The sequence below is a fragment of the Dokdonella soli genome, assembly GCF_039523175.1.
GTDB lineage: Bacteria > Pseudomonadota > Gammaproteobacteria > Xanthomonadales > Rhodanobacteraceae > Dokdonella_A > Dokdonella_A soli.
Window position 1 is genome coordinate 38,755 of the sequence record NZ_BAAAEU010000002.1, and the last position, 16,645, is coordinate 55,399.

The 16,645-nt window shown below is 65.9% G+C and carries 17 protein-coding genes; 9 read left to right on the forward strand and 8 right to left on the reverse strand.

The window, feature by feature from the left end:
• Positions 1 to 7: 7 nt before the first annotated feature.
• Complete coding sequence (locus ABD002_RS02485) at positions 8 to 367, reverse strand: DUF1428 domain-containing protein (RefSeq protein WP_343786806.1); 360 nt, start codon at positions 365 to 367, stop codon at positions 8 to 10.
• A 100-nt stretch (positions 368 to 467) separates the two neighbouring features.
• Between ABD002_RS02485 and ABD002_RS02490 the strand changes: the two genes are divergently transcribed.
• From ABD002_RS02490 to ABD002_RS02500, 3 genes are read left to right on the forward strand one after another with little or no spacing between them, the layout of a single operon-like run.
• Positions 468 to 974 (forward strand): hypothetical protein, encoded by a 507-nt coding sequence (locus tag ABD002_RS02490; protein WP_343786808.1) that lies wholly within the window; start codon positions 468 to 470, stop codon positions 972 to 974.
• Positions 958 to 1,734, forward strand: coding sequence for an iron-containing redox enzyme family protein (locus ABD002_RS02495; protein ID WP_343786810.1), 777 nt, complete (start codon positions 958 to 960; stop codon positions 1,732 to 1,734). Before ABD002_RS02490 ends, ABD002_RS02495 begins: the two co-directional genes overlap by 17 nt.
• Before the next feature lie 60 nt (positions 1,735 to 1,794).
• Positions 1,795 to 4,536, forward strand: coding sequence for a putative bifunctional diguanylate cyclase/phosphodiesterase (locus ABD002_RS02500; protein ID WP_343786812.1), 2,742 nt, complete (start codon positions 1,795 to 1,797; stop codon positions 4,534 to 4,536).
• A gap of 55 nt (positions 4,537 to 4,591) precedes the next feature.
• Here the strand turns inward: ABD002_RS02500 and ABD002_RS02505 are convergent, their stop codons facing one another.
• Positions 4,592 to 5,533 (reverse strand): DMT family transporter, encoded by a 942-nt coding sequence (locus ABD002_RS02505; protein WP_343787056.1) that lies wholly within the window; start codon positions 5,531 to 5,533, stop codon positions 4,592 to 4,594.
• 145 nt (positions 5,534 to 5,678) lie between these two features.
• Between ABD002_RS02505 and ABD002_RS02510 the strand changes: the two genes are divergently transcribed.
• The gene (locus ABD002_RS02510; RefSeq protein WP_343786814.1) at positions 5,679 to 6,506 is read left to right on the forward strand and encodes an aminotransferase class IV family protein; all 828 of its coding nucleotides are present in this window, start codon (positions 5,679 to 5,681) and stop codon (positions 6,504 to 6,506) included.
• A 118-nt stretch (positions 6,507 to 6,624) separates the two neighbouring features.
• The gene (locus ABD002_RS02515; RefSeq protein WP_343786816.1) at positions 6,625 to 7,659 is read left to right on the forward strand and encodes a TolB-like translocation protein; all 1,035 of its coding nucleotides are present in this window, start codon (positions 6,625 to 6,627) and stop codon (positions 7,657 to 7,659) included.
• On the opposite strand, the gene ABD002_RS02520 is transcribed toward ABD002_RS02515, so the two are convergent.
• Positions 7,660 to 8,514 carry a DUF72 domain-containing protein gene (locus tag ABD002_RS02520; protein WP_343786817.1) on the reverse strand — a complete coding sequence of 285 codons (855 nt, stop codon included), beginning with the start codon at positions 8,512 to 8,514 and terminating at the stop codon, positions 7,660 to 7,662.
• A 125-nt stretch (positions 8,515 to 8,639) separates the two neighbouring features.
• On the opposite strand from ABD002_RS02520, the gene ABD002_RS02525 reads away from it, so the two are divergent.
• Positions 8,640 to 9,278, forward strand: a complete 639-nt coding sequence (locus ABD002_RS02525; protein WP_343786819.1) for a Pr6Pr family membrane protein — start codon at positions 8,640 to 8,642, stop codon at positions 9,276 to 9,278.
• A gap of 2 nt (positions 9,279 to 9,280) precedes the next feature.
• On the forward strand, positions 9,281 to 10,531 hold the full coding sequence (locus ABD002_RS02530) for an NAD(P)/FAD-dependent oxidoreductase (RefSeq protein WP_343786821.1): 1,251 nt from the start codon (positions 9,281 to 9,283) through the stop codon (positions 10,529 to 10,531).
• 10 nt (positions 10,532 to 10,541) lie between these two features.
• Here ABD002_RS02530 and ABD002_RS02535 read toward each other — a convergent pair whose 3' ends face one another.
• The 3 genes from ABD002_RS02535 to ABD002_RS02545 form a co-directional block, all read right to left on the reverse strand.
• The gene (locus tag ABD002_RS02535; protein ID WP_343786823.1) at positions 10,542 to 10,982 is read right to left on the reverse strand and encodes a VOC family protein; all 441 of its coding nucleotides are present in this window, start codon (positions 10,980 to 10,982) and stop codon (positions 10,542 to 10,544) included.
• Between the two features lie 91 nt (positions 10,983 to 11,073).
• Complete coding sequence (locus ABD002_RS02540) at positions 11,074 to 11,937, reverse strand: patatin-like phospholipase family protein (RefSeq protein ID WP_343786825.1); 864 nt, start codon at positions 11,935 to 11,937, stop codon at positions 11,074 to 11,076.
• A 41-nt stretch (positions 11,938 to 11,978) separates the two neighbouring features.
• Complete coding sequence (locus ABD002_RS02545; RefSeq protein ID WP_343786826.1) at positions 11,979 to 12,797, reverse strand: DUF6597 domain-containing transcriptional factor; 819 nt, start codon at positions 12,795 to 12,797, stop codon at positions 11,979 to 11,981.
• A 74-nt stretch (positions 12,798 to 12,871) separates the two neighbouring features.
• On the opposite strand from ABD002_RS02545, the gene ABD002_RS02550 reads away from it, so the two are divergent.
• The gene (locus ABD002_RS02550) at positions 12,872 to 13,195 is read left to right on the forward strand and encodes a GNAT family N-acetyltransferase (protein ID WP_343786828.1); all 324 of its coding nucleotides are present in this window, start codon (positions 12,872 to 12,874) and stop codon (positions 13,193 to 13,195) included.
• A gap of 238 nt (positions 13,196 to 13,433) precedes the next feature.
• Positions 13,434 to 14,147, forward strand: a complete 714-nt coding sequence (locus tag ABD002_RS02555; RefSeq protein ID WP_343786830.1) for a CsgG/HfaB family protein — start codon at positions 13,434 to 13,436, stop codon at positions 14,145 to 14,147.
• Positions 14,148 to 14,219: 72 nt separating this feature from the next.
• Here ABD002_RS02555 and ABD002_RS02560 read toward each other — a convergent pair whose 3' ends face one another.
• Both ABD002_RS02560 and scpB read right to left on the reverse strand, forming a co-directional pair.
• Entirely contained in the window at positions 14,220 to 15,857 is a 1,638-nt protein-coding gene (locus ABD002_RS02560) for a pseudouridine synthase (protein WP_343786832.1), read from the reverse strand.
• Positions 15,854 to 16,642, reverse strand: coding sequence for an SMC-Scp complex subunit ScpB (gene scpB, locus ABD002_RS02565; RefSeq protein WP_343786834.1), 789 nt, complete (start codon positions 16,640 to 16,642; stop codon positions 15,854 to 15,856). Before scpB ends, ABD002_RS02560 begins: the two co-directional genes overlap by 4 nt.
• Between the last annotated feature and the right edge of the window lie 3 nt (positions 16,643 to 16,645).

Below are 16,645 nucleotides of genomic sequence, written 5' to 3' on the forward strand. Positions count from 1 at the left end.
CTCAGGTCTAGAGTTCCACGATCGGCTTGAAGCCGCCCCAGAACATCCGCTTGCCGTCGAACGGCAGTTTCTTCGGGTCCATCATGTCCGCCAGGCGCGGGTCGGACATGACTTTCTTCATGATGCGGTCGCGGTCCCTGCGTGACTTGTAGACGATCCACGAGAACACCACGACCTCGTCGGGCTTGAGCTTCACGGCTTGCGGAAACGAAGTCACTTTGCCGGGCTTCACGTCATCGGCGACGCATTCGGTGTACTGCAGCGCACCGTGTTCGCGCCAGATCTTGCCGGCCTTGCGGACCATGCTGCGATAGACCGCCAGATTGGCTTTCGGGACTGGCACCACGATACCGTCGACGTAGCTCATAGGTCCTCCGTCAGGGTGAGAGTTCGCCGGGAAGGGTCGACCTGTACGCGGCGTGCGTCAAGCCTCGCGCGTGCCAGGACCCGTCCGCAGACAGCGCTCGGTGCGCAAATCTCTCTGGGCGTGCCTTGTCTATCTGCCGGTGTATGCGGTCGGCATTCCGTCCCCGCGCACGTCGGTCCGGGCCGTGTCCCTCTTGGGTTTCGCGATGGTCGCCTGCCCATTGTTCCGAGCGCGCGGCGATCTGGCTATTCAGCGATGCTCCTTGCCTCCGAATGCCGGACAGTTCGGGCTGGCTGAGCCGCTGCGGGCGGTCGAGCAGCCGGTGCATGAACACGGCGCCGAGGATGACGGCGGCGCCGATATGGGAGATCGCGGTCAGTTCCTGCGGCTCGCTGAAACATGGGTGAAAAGGCCCGCGAATCATAGAGCGGGCCTGACCTCAAAGCCGTGCGCTTCGTCCACCTTCCCGGTCGAACTTGGGTCTAGGGTGCCCGCATCGCGCTCCGTATCGGAGCGCGATGGGCTGCGGGTGCTCGCCGGCAGCCTGCGCGTGGAAACAGTGTTCCGAAAATCCATTCGAGGAGATTCACATGAACATTCAGTTTGAACGCACCGGTTCCCTGACCGAACTCACGAGTTATCCGCAATGGGCGCAGGACATGGTCAATGATTGCGCCTATGCAAAGCAGAGCGTGCTCGATCACGACGTCTGGCGGTTGATGCGCGAGGGCCGACTGGATGCGGCCTCGACGCGCAATTTCATGGTGGGCGTATGGCCGGTCATCGAGCGGTTTCCGGCTTACATGTCGCTGAATCTGCTGAAGACGCGATTCGGGCGCAGCGTCGGTGAAAACCTCGCACGGCGCTGGCTGGTACGCAATATCCGCGTCGAGCAGAACCACGCGGAGTACTGGTTGAACTGGGCCGACGGCGCAGGTGTCGAAACGTCCGACGTGTTGAATGGTGCAGCGCCGCATGGAATGCAGACGCTCGCGAACTGGTGCGAGGACATCAGCGCGCGCGGTTCACTGGCGGCCGGCGTCGCAGCCACGAACTACGCGGTCGAGGGTGCGACCGGCGAATGGTCGCAACTCATCTACGACAGCGTCGCGTATCGCGAGAGTTTTCCCGAGGAGACCCGTGCGCACAGCCTGCGCTGGCTCCGGCTGCACGCAGCCTACGACGATATGCACCCTTGGGAAGCGCTCGAGATCGTCTGCACCCTGCTCGGCACGTCGCCTCACGCGGACGAGGTCGCGTATATCGGCGAGTGCGTCCGGCGCAGCTACACGAGCATGCGGATCACACTGGATCGTTGCGAAGAAGTGCGCCGCGAAGCGCGTGAGTTGAGCGATGTGGCTGCCTGAGGTGTAGGATTGAGCCGAAATACGCGTAAGCCAGGCTCGCCGGCGGACATGGAGCCCCCGATGCGCACAGCCCGTACTTCGCAAAGGCCCTTGGCGCGGCGATTGCTGCCGCTCGCCTACGCATTGGCCGCAATCGTCGCGCTGATCCTTTTATTGACGTGGGGCGCCCTGCAGGTTCAGGTCACTCTCGCCGGGTTTCTCAACGGCGAGAGTGTCTGGTCCAAGGCACAAAAGCAAGCAGTGATCGACCTCGACACGTACGTGGTCAAGGGGGCTCCTGCCGACCTTGCCGACTTCCGGCGCAACTACGCAATACTCGAATCGGACCGCTGGGCGCGCGATGCGATTGCCGCCGGGGATGTCGAGCAGGCGCCGATCGCCGCGGCGTTCCTTCGCGGCGGGGTGATCCCGGCTGCGATCCCCGGCATCATCTTCATGTTGCGTCATTTCCCCGGCGCGCCGTACATGAAGGACGCGCTCGAAGCCTGGCACTCCACGGACGCATCGATATCCGAGTTTGCCGTGATCGCAGCCCAGGTCGAGGGCGCCCGTGCAGATGACAGCTGGTCCGAGCAACAAGCCGCTCGCCAGCGCGAGCGCATTCATGAGCTGAACAGCTTCGTCGAACCGCGCGCCAACCGTTTCTCGCTGGATATGGCGCAAGGAGCGACCGAGCTCGGCGGCGTGTTGTTCGGCAGCGTGTTCGTCGCGGCGTTTCTCGCTTATGTTCTCTGGTTACGGATGGCGCGCCGAATCCTTGCAGGCATCCGCGGCACCGAAGAACGTTATCGGTTGCTGTTCGACAGCGCCGCCGACGCGATCGTGATGGTCGACGAGGCGGATGGGCGCATCCTCGGGGCGAATCGGAAGGCATCGGAATGGATCGGGCGCGATGCAGGCGATCTGGCCGGCATGCGCTTCGCGGACCTGTTCACGCGGGGTGATCCGTTCCAGCGCAGCGTCTCGGAGCTGAGTACGCTGCGCAGCCTGAACGGAGATGACCGGCTGGTTGAGACGCAGAGCAGTCTCGCCGTCTGGGGCGAGCGCAGCGTGCGCCAGGCGATCATCCGCGACGTCACTGAGCGCGTGGCGATGGAGCAGGAGTGCCGCATCGCCGCCGAGGCGCTTGGAAGCATCGCAGAGGGCGTCATCATCGCCGACGCGCAGCGCCGCGTGCTCGCGGTGAACGCGGCGCACACACGCATGACCGGCTACACCGCGCCGATGCTCGTGAACCGTCGCTTCGACGAGACGCGCAGGCTGCCGAACGGTCTGCCGCTGCCGCCGTCGATCTGGAATACGATCGCAGTCAGCGGCAACTGGCTCGGCGAAGTGGACAGCCAGCGCAACGACGGCAGATCGTACCCGGAACTGCTCAGCATCAGCGCCGTGAACGACGCCGATGGTCAGCTGCTGCGCCTCGTCGCCGTGCTCACCGATATCACACACACCAAGGCCAACCAGCGCCGCCTGGAGTACATGGCCACGCATGATCCATTGACCGGTCTCGTCAATCGCGTCGAGTTCCAGCGGCGCTGCGCGCAGGCGATCGCGGTCGCCGCGCGCGAACGTCATGCAGCGGTCGTGTTGTTCGTCGACCTTGATGGCTTCAAGGCCGTCAACGACAGCTACAACCACGCGATCGGCGACCGCGTGCTGATTGAAGTCGCTGACCGGATCTGCCGCACACTCAGGCCGGATGACGTGGCCGGTCGCATCGGCGGCGACGAATTCACCGTGCTCCTCAGCGGTCCTGCCTCGCGTGAGGACGCTGGCCCGGTTGCCGAGCGCGTGCTCGCGAATCTCGCCGCGCCGTTGCTGTTGGATGATCACGAGATTGCGCTCGGCGCATGCGTCGGTGTTGCCGGCTACCCGCTTGACGGTGACGATCCCAGCACCCTGATCACGAACGCCGATGCGGCGATGTATGCGGCGAAAACCGAGGAGCGCGGCGGTGTGCGCTTCTATTCGCCGTTGATGCACGCCGATGCGAGCACGCGCCTGTTGATCGGCGCGGACCTGCGCCTCGCGTTGGGCCGTGATGAGTTCGAGATTGTCTACCAGCCGAGCGTGGAACTGCGTAGCGGACGCATCGTGGCCGTCGAGGCGCTGTTGCGCTGGCGGCATCCCGAGCGCGGCATGCTCATGCCCGACGAATTCATCCCGATCGCGGAAAGTCTCGGCCTGATCCGTCTCATTGACGAACGTACGTTGCAGGCGGTGTGCGCTCAGATGCAGGCCTGGGATCGCAACGGAATGCCGGCGGTGCGCGTGGCGATCAACGCCTCGGCGAGCACGTTTGGCCATCGAGGCTTCGTCGAAGCCGTGCGCTGCGCCCTGCAGATGGCCGCGCTGCCGCCATCGCGGCTGCTGATCGAAATCACCGAGAGCGCGATGTTGAGCCTCGGCGAGGAGACCGAACGCAAGTTGCACGCGCTGCATGCGCTTGGGGTTGGCGTCGCGATCGACGACTTCGGCACCGGTTATTCATCGCTGGCCTACCTGAAACTGCCGGCGGTCGCGTTCCTGAAGATCGATCGCTCGTTCGTCACCGGCGTGCCTGATGAAGCCAACGACGTCGTCATCGTCGAGGCGATGCTGGCGATCGCGAAGAGCCTCGGTCTGCGCGCGATCGCCGAGGGCATCGAAACCGAGGCGCAGCATGATTTCCTGCTGCGCCTGGGCTGCGTCGAAGGTCAGGGCTTCCTGTACTCACGGCCGCTCCCGCCTGCGGAGATCGAGCGCCTGCTGAGACCGAGCCGCAAGCACGCGCCAGCGCGGCTGAGAGTGGTGCCCCCCTGAGGATGATTCGTCGCCTCAGCGAATGTTGGAGTTTCGCCTGCAATGGACGCTGCCGTCACTCCGCGGCAGTCTTCGCCTCGGCGACGCCCAGCATCTCCGGCTGCGTCAGGCGCGCCGGTCGGCTGATCAACGGATGCACGAACACGGCGCCGAGGATGATGGCCGCACCGAGATAGAAGGTCGTGGTCAGTTCACGCTGCTCGCCGAGCAGCACGGCCGCGAGCACGATCGCGTAGACCGGTTCCAGATTGGTCGCGAGCTGCGCCGCGAACGCGCTCATGTGACGCAGCGCGACCAGCGACAGCGTGAACGGCAGCAGCGTGCAGGCGATCGCCAGACAAAGCAGCAGCGCGGCGTCGCGCAGGTCAGGCAGCACGAACAGGCTGCCGGCGAACGCCGGAAACAGCCACGGCATCAGCGGCGCGAGCAGGGTCAGCGCAAGCGTGCCCGCGCCGAGTTCGAGGCCGGTGACCGCCAGCGGGTCGCCGTGTTCAACCAGGCGCTTGTTGAGCGAGCTGAACAGCGCGACGAACACCGCCGACAGTGCGCCGACCGCGATGCCGAGGCGCATCGAGACCGGCACGCCGCCGACCACGAGTGCGACACCAGGCAGCACCGCGATGCCGAGCAGCAGCTCGCGGACCGAGAAGCGCCGTCCGGCGAGCTTGGGTTCGATCAGCGCGGTGAACGGCGTGGCGAGCGCGATGCAGGTCGCGCCGACCGAGGCATTCGCGAGCTTGATCGAGCCGTAGAACGTCAGCCAGTGCAGCGCGACGAGCACGCCGATGCCGGCGTAGGCGAGGGCCAGCCGCGGCCGGATCGCGCGTATTCCGCGCCAGGTCCGCGGAACCAGCGCGAGCGCCGCGATGACCAGCAGCATGCGCCACCAGACCAATGGCAATGCAGTCATCGAGATCAATTTGCCGAGTATCGCGGTGAAGCCCCAGAGCAGCACGCAGAAATGGATCTGCAGCTGCGCCTTGGCGACGGGAGTGATTGCGCTCACGGGATATCCGATGGGCCGATGAAGGAAAGCCCGACATCCTAGCGCAGCGCATGCAACGTCACGTCGATCGCCGGGCTGTCAATCGGATCCTCGGGCGTGGCGCGACAGGCACTCGTTGCCGCGGCAGGCGTCCGGCATGGACAATCCGGACATGAATCGTCCGGCCAACTACCGCATCGAGCTCAACGGCTCCCCCGCAAGCGTTGAAGATCTACGCGCCGTCGCGCTGGTGAACTATGGTCATTTCACCTCGATGCAGGTGCAGGGCGGCTGCGTGCGCGGTCTGGGCCTGCATCTCGACCGGCTCGAGCGCTCCACGCGCGAGCTGTTCGGTTGTCCGCTCGACGTTGATGCAACGCGAGGCTGGATGCGCCAGATCGCCGGCGACGACAATGCAGCATTGTCACTGCGCGTGAATGTGTTTTCACGCAAGCTCCACCGCGACCATCTGGCCGAGCCGGCGGAGCCCGACGTGCTGATCGCCGGTGGACCTGTGCGCGCGATTTCCGCCGCATCGCTGCGCGTCAGGAGCGTGCGTTACGACCGCGAGGCGCCGCACATCAAGCATGTCGGCACGTTCGGGCTGTTCCACCAGAAACGCCTTGCGCAGACCTTGGGCTACGACGACGCGTTGTTCGTCGATGCGGGCGGGGCGGTCGCGGAAGGAACGATCTGGAACATCGGCTTCTTCGATGGCGAGCGCGTGGTCTGGCCGGATGCGCCCGCGCTGGAGGGCATCTCGATGCAGCTGCTGAAGGCCGGATTGCGCGAATGTGGCGTTGACACGATCACGCGACGTGTTCCGCTCGGCGACGTCGGCACCTTCCGCAGTGCGTTCTTCACGAACTCATCCTGCACAGCCGTGCCGATCGCCGCCATCGACGACGTCAGCTTCATGGTGGATGCGGCGCTTGCGAAAACTCTCCACGCCGCCATGTCCAGCCAGCCTCTGGAGCGCATCTGAGACGGTGCATCGTCGCGCGATTTGCACCGTACGTCGCACACAGGCACGTCAAATGGAACATTTCCACCGGCGGCTGGTCGCATGCAGGTCCGCGCTCAGCGCCCATCGAGTATCCCGCATGAAAAGCAAGCAGACTCGCCTTACCGGAATCGCTGTACGTGCCGTGCTCGCATCCGGTCTGGTTATTTCCGCAATCAGCCATGCGGCTGAATCATCGGTAGCGGCGGCCGGCCCGCAGGTCTTCGCGCCCGGCGTGATTTCCGGCCCCGCGCACGATTCGGCGCCGGCGTTCACGCCCGACGGCAACACCGTGTACTTCGGACGCAGCAGCGCGGCGCAGTCGACGATTCTCGTTTCACAGCGCGCCGGATCGGGCTGGTCGGTGCCGCAGATCGCGCCGTTCTCGGGCGAGTGGAACGACATGGAGCCGGCCATGGCGCCGGACGGTTCATACCTTGTGTTCGTCTCCAACCGGCCGGCGAGCGCCAGCGGCGCGCCGATCGAGGGCAAGTTCAATGGCGGCGCGCAGAAAGGCGGCAATATCTGGCGCGTCGATCGCCGTGGGGAAGGATGGAACACACCCGTACGCCTGCCGGACGCGATCAATACGAACACCACGACGTTTGCGCCGAGCCTCGCGGCGGATGGCAGCGTCTGGTTCATGACCACCGACGCGACAAGCGGGAAATTCAGGCTCTACCGGTCGCAATACCGGAACGGCGCATATGAACCCGCAGTGGCGCTGCCGTTCAGTGACGGCAGCGTCACGGACGTCGATCCGGCAGTCGCGCCGGACGAGTCGTTCGTCGTGTTCGGTTCGGGGCGCGTGCCCAAGCGCGGCATCGACCTGTTCATCGCGTTCCGCGACAACGGGCACTGGAGCGAGCCGGTCTGGCTCGGCGACGTCGTCAACAGCCCGGGTTCGGATGCGGAGGCGCGCCTGAGTCCCGATCATCGCACGCTGTATTTCAGCAGCGAGCGGACCGTGCCGGTGACGTTTCCGCGCAGTCGCACGCAAGCCATCGCCGATCACGCGCGCATGCAGGCCTGGGACAACGGCAACTACAACATCTGGAGCGTGTCGCTCGCGCCGTGGTTGGATGCCCATCGCACGGGTGTCGCCATCAGCACGATTGCGCCTGCATCGAAATGATCAGGCCGGCTGATGCAGTCGTCCGATCAGGCTCATCGCGGCGTGCGGCGCACGCTCCTTGGCACCGTTGATGAAGTAGACAAACACATCACGCGCGTCTGTTTCGGCGATGGCGGGTCCGATGCGCCGAAGGTCATCCGGCTCGCCGCCGCCGGCCCAGCGGCATGCACGTGCCGCCCATGCGTCCAGCGCTGCCGGCGCATAACCCGTGGTGAGCGCTGCGTCGCTGCACATCAGCCTTGCGTAGACGAAGTTCCCGGTCACGTCCGCGAACGAGGGGTACTTCGGCGAGTCGGTGAACACCGTTGCCACGCGGTGGCTGCGCGCGAGTGCGAGATAGTCCGCGCAGGCAAACGTTTCGTGGCGCACTTCGAGCACATGGCGCAGCGCGCGACCATCGAGTTCGCGCGGCAACAAGGCCAGGAACGCGGCGAAATCGTCGGGCTCGAAGCGCTTGTAGGGAGGAAACTGCCAGTTGATCGGGCCGAGCCGATCGCCGAGCTCGGCAATGCCGCCATTCACGAAATCCGCAATCGTCTTTCCGGCATCGGCAAGTCGCGTGCGGTCGGTCGTGTAGCGTGGCGCCTTCAGCGAGTACACGAAGCCGTCCGGCGTTTCCGCCCGCCACTTCGCATAGGTCGCCGGCTTCTGCGCGCCATAGTAGGTGCCGTTGACCTCGATCGCGGTCACGTGCCGGCTCGCATATTCGAGTTCGCGCCGTTGGGCGAGCTTGTCCGGGTAGAAATTGTTGCGCCAAGGCGCATAGGTCCAGCCGCCGATGCCGGCGCGTACACGGGTGTCGGTACGCGTCGGCGACGCAAACAGGTCGACGGGTGCGGTACGGGAATTCGACATGCCGGAGCTTCCATACATTGCCGTGGAGGTTGCGCCATCGCGCCATGCGATCGCACCTCTACCGGCCGACGCAGACGTTATGATGCGGCGCCATCGGGTGCAAACCCTTCGCGGTCCATCATCGCATGCCCAAGCCGTCCCTCGATCGCCTGTTCGCCGCTGTCGTCGCGCTGGTCGCATGGACAGCACTGCTCCTGCAGTACGTGTTGCTGATCGGTGTCACTCGGCATGACATCGGGCCCGTGCTGGCGACGCTGCGCTTCTTCAGCTTCTTCACGATCCTGAGCAACCTGCTGGTCGCATCGGCGACCACGTGCGCCGTCGTAGTACCGCGCACGATGATGGGCGATCTGTTCACGCGGCCCAGTGTCCGCGGTGCGGCTGCGCTCTGTATCAGCATCACCTGCGGCATCTATTTCTTCCTGCTGGCTTCGACCTGGTCGCCACAGGGTGCACAGCTGGTCGCTGACATCATGCTGCACTACGTCGTGCCGGTGCTCTACATGCTCTGGTGGATCGCATGCGTCGAGCACAAGCGGCTGGTCTGGACCGATGCCATACGCTGGTTGCTGTTGCCGCTCGGGTTCCTGGTCTGGACGCTCGCGCGCGGGGCCTGGCTGCACGAATACCCGTATCCGTTCGTCAATGTCGACACACTCGGCATGGCAATGGTCGCGCGCAACGCGTTCGGCATCGGACTGCTGTTCCTCGTCATCGGTCTGACCCTTGTCGCATTCGATCGCGTCACTGGCCGGAAGCGGTAGCGATGGAACCTCACGTACTGGTTCTCGGTGGCGGATTCGGCGGGCTGTGGGCGACGCGTGCGCTCGCATCCGCGCCCGTGCGCATAACGCTGGTTGATCGGACCAACCACCATCTGTTCCAGCCCTTGCTCTACCAGGTCGCGATGGCCGGGCTGTCCGCGCCGGATATCGCGGCGCCGCTCAGGCATATCCTGCGCAGGCAACGCAACGTCGGCGTGCGCATGGACGAGGCGCTGGCGATCGACGTCGCCACGCGTCGCGTGACGTTCGCACAGGGCACGCTCGAATACGACTACCTGATCGTCGCCACCGGTTCGCGGCATGCGTATTTCGGGCACGACGAATGGGCGAGCCATGCGCCCGGCCTGAAAACGTTGGATGACGCGGTGATGATCCGCCGGCGCATGCTCGAGGCGTTCGAGCGCGCCGAGCGCGAGAGCGATCCTGATGTGCAGTCGGAATGGCTGGACTTCGTGATCATCGGCGGCGGTCCGACCGGCGTCGAACTGGCCGGCACGCTCGCCGAGATTGCGCGCCATACCTTGCCCCGCGAATTCCGGCGCTGCGATCCGCGCAAGGCGAACATCCATCTGGTTGAGGCGGGCCCGCGTGTGCTGCCGTCGATGCCGGAGTCGCTGTCGGCGAACGCGCGCAGCCAACTCGAACGGCTCGGCGTCCGTGTGCATACCGGCCGCGCCGTTACCCGGATCGATGACCGCGGCGTGCTGCTCGGCGATCAACCCATCGTCGCGCGCACCGTGCTCTGGGCCGCGGGTGTCGCGGCGTCGCCGCTGGGTGCACAACTCGGTGCCGAGCGCGATCGGGCAGGGCGCGTCAAGGTCGAAGCCGATCTGTCCGTGCCCGGTCATCCGGAAGTGTTCGTGATCGGCGATCTGGCGAGCGTCGTGCAGGATGGCCAGCCGGTCCCGGGTGTCGCGCCGGCTGCGAAGCAGATGGGCGCGCATGCCGCGCGCGCGATCCGCAACCGCATCGCCGGTCGCGCGTCAGCGCCGTTCCGCTATCGCGACTACGGCAATCTCGCCACGATCGGTCGCATGGCCGCGGTGGTCGATCTGCGCGGCCTGCGTTTCTCCGGTGCGTTCGCGTGGTTGTTCTGGCTGGTCGCGCACATCTTCTTCCTGATCGGCTTCCGCAACCGCATGGTCGTGATGAGCGAATGGATCTGGTCGTATTTCACGTACCAGCGCGACGCTCGGATCATCATCGGCCGGGAACGCGACGCTCGGGACTGAAGCCCCGGCGTCAACGAGTTTCCGGTTCCCACGGATCGTAGCTGCCGAACGACCAGAGATGGCCTTCGATGTCGCGGCAGGAATAGCCCGCGCCGCCGTAGTCCTTGGTTTCCAGTTCGTCGACGATCTGCGCGCCGGCCGCCTTGGCGCGCGCATAGTGCGCCTCGCAGTCGGAGACGATCATGTAGGGGCACTGCGTCTCACGGCCACCGATCTCGTCCGGCTGCGCGATGCGCTCGCTCCAGGGGCTGGCGTTCGCGGTCGAACCGAGCATGATCATGCCGTTGCCGAAGACCAGCTGCGCATGCTGCACGACACCCTTGTCGTCGGCGTGCACGGCCTGCTTCTCGAAGCCGAAGGCACGGCAGAGCCAGTCGATTGCGGCCAGCGCGTCGCGGTAGCGCAGGCTCGGGATGATCGTCGCGGTGGTGCTGGCGGCGAGGCTGGGCATGGGAATCTCCATTCGTTTGACGAACACGCGAAGGTTAGGCCCTGGTCGCTGCTGCGTCTTGTAGATTTCGGCAGCGAGCCCGAGCGCCCGATCAGTGACTGTGAGGGTGAAGCTGCATGGGAACACCGGGGCGGTCGAGGCCGCCTTGTTCCAGCCAGCGCCTCGTGGTCAGCGCACCACGCTCGATGAGGTTTGCCGCGCCGGAGTAGTCATACGACGAGCGTTCGAGGGGGCACGGACTGGGTACGATGCGCAGCTCCACGTCCCCCGCAAAGCGCTCGGCGTCGTGCACCAGTTGCCGCGCAACCAGCAGATTGAGTGCGTGCATGGCGCGTCCGATTGCCCCGGTGGGCACGTGCTTCAATGCGCAGGCGAAGCCCGTCGGCAACACGATGATGCGGGTCGCTCCAAGCCGCATGGCCGCGGAAATCGGCGTGTTGTTCGCAACCCCTCCGTCGACCAGCAGTCGTCCATCGATGTTTATCGGCGGAAAGATGCCCGGTATGGCGGCGCTGGCCAATACGGCATCGACCACTGCACAGCTCGAAAGCAGCACTTCTTCACCCGTCACCATGTCCGATGCGACGACGTGGATCGGAATGGCCGCGTCCTGAAGGTGCCGATACGGCAGGTGTTGCTCGAGCAATCGCCGCAGGCCGCTGGAATCGACCAGATGGGCGCGTCGCGTCAGCAGTCCGAGAATGCTTCGCAGATTGAGCGGGAACAGGTCCCGCCGTTTCAGGCCGGCCCAGATCGCTCCCAGCCTTGCGACGCATGCCAGGGTCGGATCGGCCGCAAAGAACGCTCCGTTGATCGCGCCTGCCGAGGCTCCGACCACGAACGACGGGACTTCGCCCCAGGCCAGCAGCTCACGCAGCATGCCGACTTCGACGGCGCCCAGACTCCCGCCACCTGCCATGACGAAAGCCGTGCAGTGTGAATTGACATTGCCCATCTTCAGCCCTCGCCTGATGAAGACGATGCCGGTGACGCCATTCAGTCCGGCAGCGCGATGTGGTTCACGTGCTGGCCGCGCTGTGCAACGTAGGCAGCGGGCGTCATGCCGGAGAATTCGCGGAACTCGCGGACCAGATGTGGCTGGTCGTGGAAACCGCAGTCGGCAGCGACATGCGCCCACTCGATGCGGCACCCGCGCTGTACCTGCGCGACCACCGCGCGGAACCGCTGCATGCGCGCGAACCGCTTGGCGCCGATGCCAACCTGCTCGCGGAACAGCGTGCCGAAACGGCGTGCCGACATGCCGCTCGCGTCGATGACTTCACCGACGCGTTGCACCAGTGGAGACGCACTGAATACGCCGAGCGCGAACCCGACGGCTGGATGCAGCGGGATCGCAGCGAATCGAGCCGCCAGCCAGCGCTCGAGGATCGCGAGCCGCTCGCGGGCATCGCGCGCATGCAGCAGTCGCTCGCGCAATACACGTCCTGGCGCACCGGCCAGATCCTCCAATGCGGTGTGCCGATCGCAGAGCAGGTCCATGCGTTCGCGGAAGAAGGGAACCGTTCCGCCGGGCCGGAACGCCACGCCCATCACCGCGATCTGCTCGGCCGAATCGATCACGAAGCTGCGTGTGGACTGGCCGCTGAATACCGTGCCGGGCAGGCGCTCGCAACGGCGCTCCTCGTCATCGGTGTAGACGCGGGTCTGGTCCTCGAGCAGGTTGATGATCAACGCGGAACCGGGCTGCGGCAGGACGCGTTCGAACCGGAAATCGCCGGGATCGACGACCCAGTCCCAGATCGTCTCGATCGCACCGCGCAGGGGAGGCGCCGGAGTGACTGTCGTGAAGGCCATCGATCGGAGTCCGTTGCAGGCTGCCAGAGCCTACACCGGCTCGGGTTTGTCCGCTTGCGCGCGGAGCGCGTATCGTGCGCCACCTGGATTCGTTCGCCGAAGCAACAGGAGGCATGATGGATGTGAAGGTCGTCCGCAACGAGCAGGCGAGTCGCTTCGAAGCCGTCGTCGACGGCGCGCTGAGCGTGCTCGACTACCGCCTGCGGGATGGCGTGCTTGCGATCGATCACGTGATCGTGCCCGATGCGGTCAGCGGCCGCGGCATTGCCGGTGCACTGACGAAGGCGGCGCTCGACCTCGCGCGCCACGAACACTGGAGGGTGATCCCGAATTGCGCCTATGCCGCCGCGTATATCGAGCGGTATCCGGATTATCGCGACCTGGTCAGCCGCGCGTAGCGACGGCCGGCGGATCGGTGCACCGGGTCGCGATTCTGCTGTGATCCAGGTCCACTGCCGCCTGGCGACCCGTCGGATGTGTGCAACAGCCGGGCTGCTAGAATGTGTCCAATCGTTACGGCGACGCAGGCGACGCGGATCGCGCCCCACAGTGGAGTCGCGATCGCGCGCCCATGCCCCTTGAGGGGCCTTGCTGAGCGGGGGGTTGGTCGAGGTTCAATCCAATGGGAGCGATGAAATGAACAAGTCGATGTTTGCGGTATTGCTGGCGCTCGCCGGTATCGCGGGTTCTGGTTGTGCGTTCGCGGCCGGCAAGCCGTCGGTTGGCGTCGCCGAGTTCAAGAACGAATCCGCGGCCGGCTGGTGGCGCGGCGGCGTGGGCTGGGAACTGTCCGGCATGCTGTCGAACGAGCTGTCCAGCAGCGGCGATTTCCGCGTCGTCGAGCGCAGCAAGCTCGGCAACGTGCTGGAGGAACAGAACCTCGCTGCATCCGGCCGCGTGCGTTCGGGCACCGGCGCGAAGATGGGCAAGGTGACCGGTGCGGACTATCTGGTCTTCGGCACGGTCACGGCCTACCAGGAGAACACCGCGAGCACCGGTGGCGGACTCAGCTTCCGCGGCATTTCTCTCGGCGGCAAGAAGTCGGAAGCCTATATCCGCATCGACGTGCGCGTGGTCAACGCGACCACGGGCGAGGTCGACTTCTCTCGCGCGATCGAGGGCCGCAGCTCGGGCGGCGGCTTGTCCGTCGGCGTGTTCCGTGGCGGTTTCGGCGGCGATCTTGCGCATGAGGAGAACACCCCGGCCGGCAAGGCGATCGGCGCGGCCCTGGTCGAGATCACTGATTACCTCGACTGCGTGATGGTCAAGCGCGGCAGCTGCGAATCGGAGTTCAACGCGAAGGAACAGAAGCGTCGCGAAGGCGACAAGAAGGCGCTCAAGCTCGACTGAGCGGGATCGGAGCGTGGCATAAAAAACGGCGGGTTATCCCGCCGTTTTTTTTTGCCGACAAACAATCGCGTTTCAGCGCGGCGGACGCGGACCGCGCCGGCGATTCGGGTTGTTGCCGCCGGGTCGACCGCCGCCGGGGGTATTGCCGTCGTACAGCGAATTGCCGGGCGAACCGCCGCCGTGATGCGGTTTGCGCGGCCCGTTCGGGCGTGGCCCCTTGGCTTGCTGCGGACGCCCTTGATACGGGCTGCCCGGATGCCGATTGCCGTCCGGCATCACGTTACCGGGAGACCCTTCCCGCCGCGGTCCGCGTGGCCCGTTGCCGCGCGGCGCGTTTGGATTCTGCGGATGTGCGCGATTGCCGCGCGGTGCATCCGCATGGGGCGAATGGGTGTGGAACGGACCTGGCAGGGCTTCACCCGGACGTGCTCCGCGACGCTTGCGGCCCGGCTGTCCGGCGGTTTCGGGGAACCAGCTGCGCAGAACGGCGGGGCTGAGGCCCGGCTCGCTGAAGGCCGCGTTCGGGTGCTGGCTGCGGCCTTGGCCTTGACCTTGGCGCTGCCCCTGACTCTGCTGACGTTGCCCCGGACCACCGCGTCCCTGCGCGGGAGCACCGCGACCCTGGCCCGGACCACCGCGCCCTGGACCGCCGCGCCCCTGAGCTGGGCCGCCACGTCCTTGGCGTGCCGGCGCGCCTTGTTTCGGACCGCCGCGAGGCTTGCGCGAAGGCTTGCCCGCGCCGGCGCGCCAGCCATCGTCGCGCATGCGATCGTAAGCGGCGAACTCGCGCGCTTCCTCGTTGCGGGCACCGGTCCAGGCCTGCTGTGCCTTCGGATTCGGCCGGAACTCGGTCGGCGTGGCGCGGCGCTGGCCGATCACCGGCGCCAGCGTGAGCCGCGGCTCAGGTTCCTTCACGCCCGCGCGTTCGCGCAACGTGGCGACCTGCGCTGCGTCGAGTTCGGTCGACTTGCCGCGCAGCAAGCCGCGCGGCAGCTCCACGATGCCGTAGCGGATGCGCTTGAGCCGGCTGACCATCAAGCCCTGCGATTCCCACATGCGGCGCACTTCGCGGTTGCGGCCTTCGCGCAGCACGACGCGGAACCAGGAATGGCTGTTGCCGCGGCTGATCACCGCGATCTCGTCGAAATGCGCCGGACCGTCCTCGAGCTCGATGCCGTTCTTCAGGCGCTCGATCGTCTCATCCGGCACCTCGCCGTGGACGCGGCAGATGTATTCGCGTTCGATCTCCGAGCGCGGGTGCATCAGCGTGTTGGCGAGGTCGCCGTCGGTGGTCAGCAGCAGCAGACCGGTCGTGTTGATGTCGAGACGGCCGACCGCGATCCAGCGCGCGCCTTTGATCTGGGGCAGCTGCTCGAACACGGTCGGGCGGCCTTCCGGATCGTCGCGCGTCGCGACCACGCCGTCGGGCTTGTTGTAGACGATGACCTGCGCATGTTCGGCATTGTCGGCGATGACGACGAAGCGCTTGCCGTCCATTTCGACGCGATCACCGCTGCGCACGCTCTGGCCGAGCGTCGCCGTGGCGCCGTTGAGTTGCACCTCGCCGGCTTCGATGCGCTGCTCGAGCATGCGCCGCGAGCCGAGTCCGGCGTTCGCGAGCACCTTGTGCAGGCGTTCCTCGACCGCGGGCGCGTCAGCGGCGTCGGATGTGCGTTTGAGCTTCAGGATGGAGCGGGCGGGGGAGGTCATGCGGTGGATTCCGAGGTGTCTTCGTGCGCGGCGCCGATGGTCGGCTCTTCGCTGGGGGATGAGGGGAGGTGTGCTGCGGCATCGTCGTCGTGTGCGACAGCCGTGGTGGTGTGCCCGGCGTGATCGTGGAAATCTTGGGTCGTAGCGTCCGCCATTTCCTCGTCGGCGGATCCGGCTTCGAAGGCATCGCCCTCGACCGAAATGATTGCGGGTATCGCATCACCCGTCGTGTCGAACGCGAGTTGCGGATCGAGGTCCTCAATGTCGCGGATCTCGCTCAGCGGCGGCAACTCGTCCAGTGATTTCAGGCTGAAGTAGTCGAGGAACTGCTTGGTCGTGCCGAACAGCGCGGGCTTGCCGGGCAGGTCACGATACCCGACGACGCGTACCCACTCGCGTTCCTCGAGCGTGCGCACGATGTTCGTCGACACGGCGACGCCGCGGATCTGCTCGATCTCGGCACGCGTGATCGGCTGGCGGTAGGCGATCAGCGACAGGGTTTCGAGCAGCGCACGCGAGTAGCGCGTCTGGCGTTCGCTCCACAGGCGCGAGACGAACGGGTGCACGTCCTGGCGCACCTGGTAACGGAAGCCCGAGGCGACCTCGACCAGTTCGACGCCGCGATCGGCGCAGTCACCCTGGAGTTCGCCGAGCGCCCGCGCCAGATCGTCGTGCGGCGGCATGTTGAACTCGTCGAACAGGCCGGAAATCTGCAGCAGCGTCAGCGGCTGCGCCGAGGCGAGCAGGGCGGCTTCGATGATGCGTTTGAGTTGGTGCGTTTCCATTCT

Excerpts from the sequence above, each read along its gene's own strand:
- ABD002_RS02485 (WP_343786806.1), bottom strand. The coding sequence starts at position 367 with ATGAGCTACGTCGACGGTATCGTGGTGCCAGTCCCGAAAGCCAATCTG.
- ABD002_RS02495 (WP_343786810.1), top strand. The coding sequence starts at position 958 with ATGAACATTCAGTTTGAACGCACCGGTTCCCTGACCGAACTCACGAGT.
- ABD002_RS02500 (WP_343786812.1), top strand. The coding sequence starts at position 1,795 with ATGCGCACAGCCCGTACTTCGCAAAGGCCCTTGGCGCGGCGATTGCTG.
- ABD002_RS02510 (WP_343786814.1), top strand. The coding sequence starts at position 5,679 with ATGGACAATCCGGACATGAATCGTCCGGCCAACTACCGCATCGAGCTC.
- ABD002_RS02515 (WP_343786816.1), top strand. The coding sequence starts at position 6,625 with ATGAAAAGCAAGCAGACTCGCCTTACCGGAATCGCTGTACGTGCCGTG.
- ABD002_RS02520 (WP_343786817.1), bottom strand. The coding sequence starts at position 8,514 with ATGTCGAATTCCCGTACCGCACCCGTCGACCTGTTTGCGTCGCCGACG.
- ABD002_RS02525 (WP_343786819.1), top strand. The coding sequence starts at position 8,640 with ATGCCCAAGCCGTCCCTCGATCGCCTGTTCGCCGCTGTCGTCGCGCTG.
- ABD002_RS02530 (WP_343786821.1), top strand. The coding sequence starts at position 9,281 with ATGGAACCTCACGTACTGGTTCTCGGTGGCGGATTCGGCGGGCTGTGG.
- ABD002_RS02535 (WP_343786823.1), bottom strand. The coding sequence starts at position 10,982 with ATGCCCAGCCTCGCCGCCAGCACCACCGCGACGATCATCCCGAGCCTG.
- ABD002_RS02540 (WP_343786825.1), bottom strand. The coding sequence starts at position 11,937 with ATGGGCAATGTCAATTCACACTGCACGGCTTTCGTCATGGCAGGTGGC.
- ABD002_RS02545 (WP_343786826.1), bottom strand. The coding sequence starts at position 12,797 with ATGGCCTTCACGACAGTCACTCCGGCGCCTCCCCTGCGCGGTGCGATC.
- ABD002_RS02555 (WP_343786830.1), top strand. The coding sequence starts at position 13,434 with ATGAACAAGTCGATGTTTGCGGTATTGCTGGCGCTCGCCGGTATCGCG.
- ABD002_RS02560 (WP_343786832.1), bottom strand. The coding sequence starts at position 15,857 with ATGACCTCCCCCGCCCGCTCCATCCTGAAGCTCAAACGCACATCCGAC.
- scpB (WP_343786834.1), bottom strand. The coding sequence starts at position 16,642 with ATGGAAACGCACCAACTCAAACGCATCATCGAAGCCGCCCTGCTCGCC.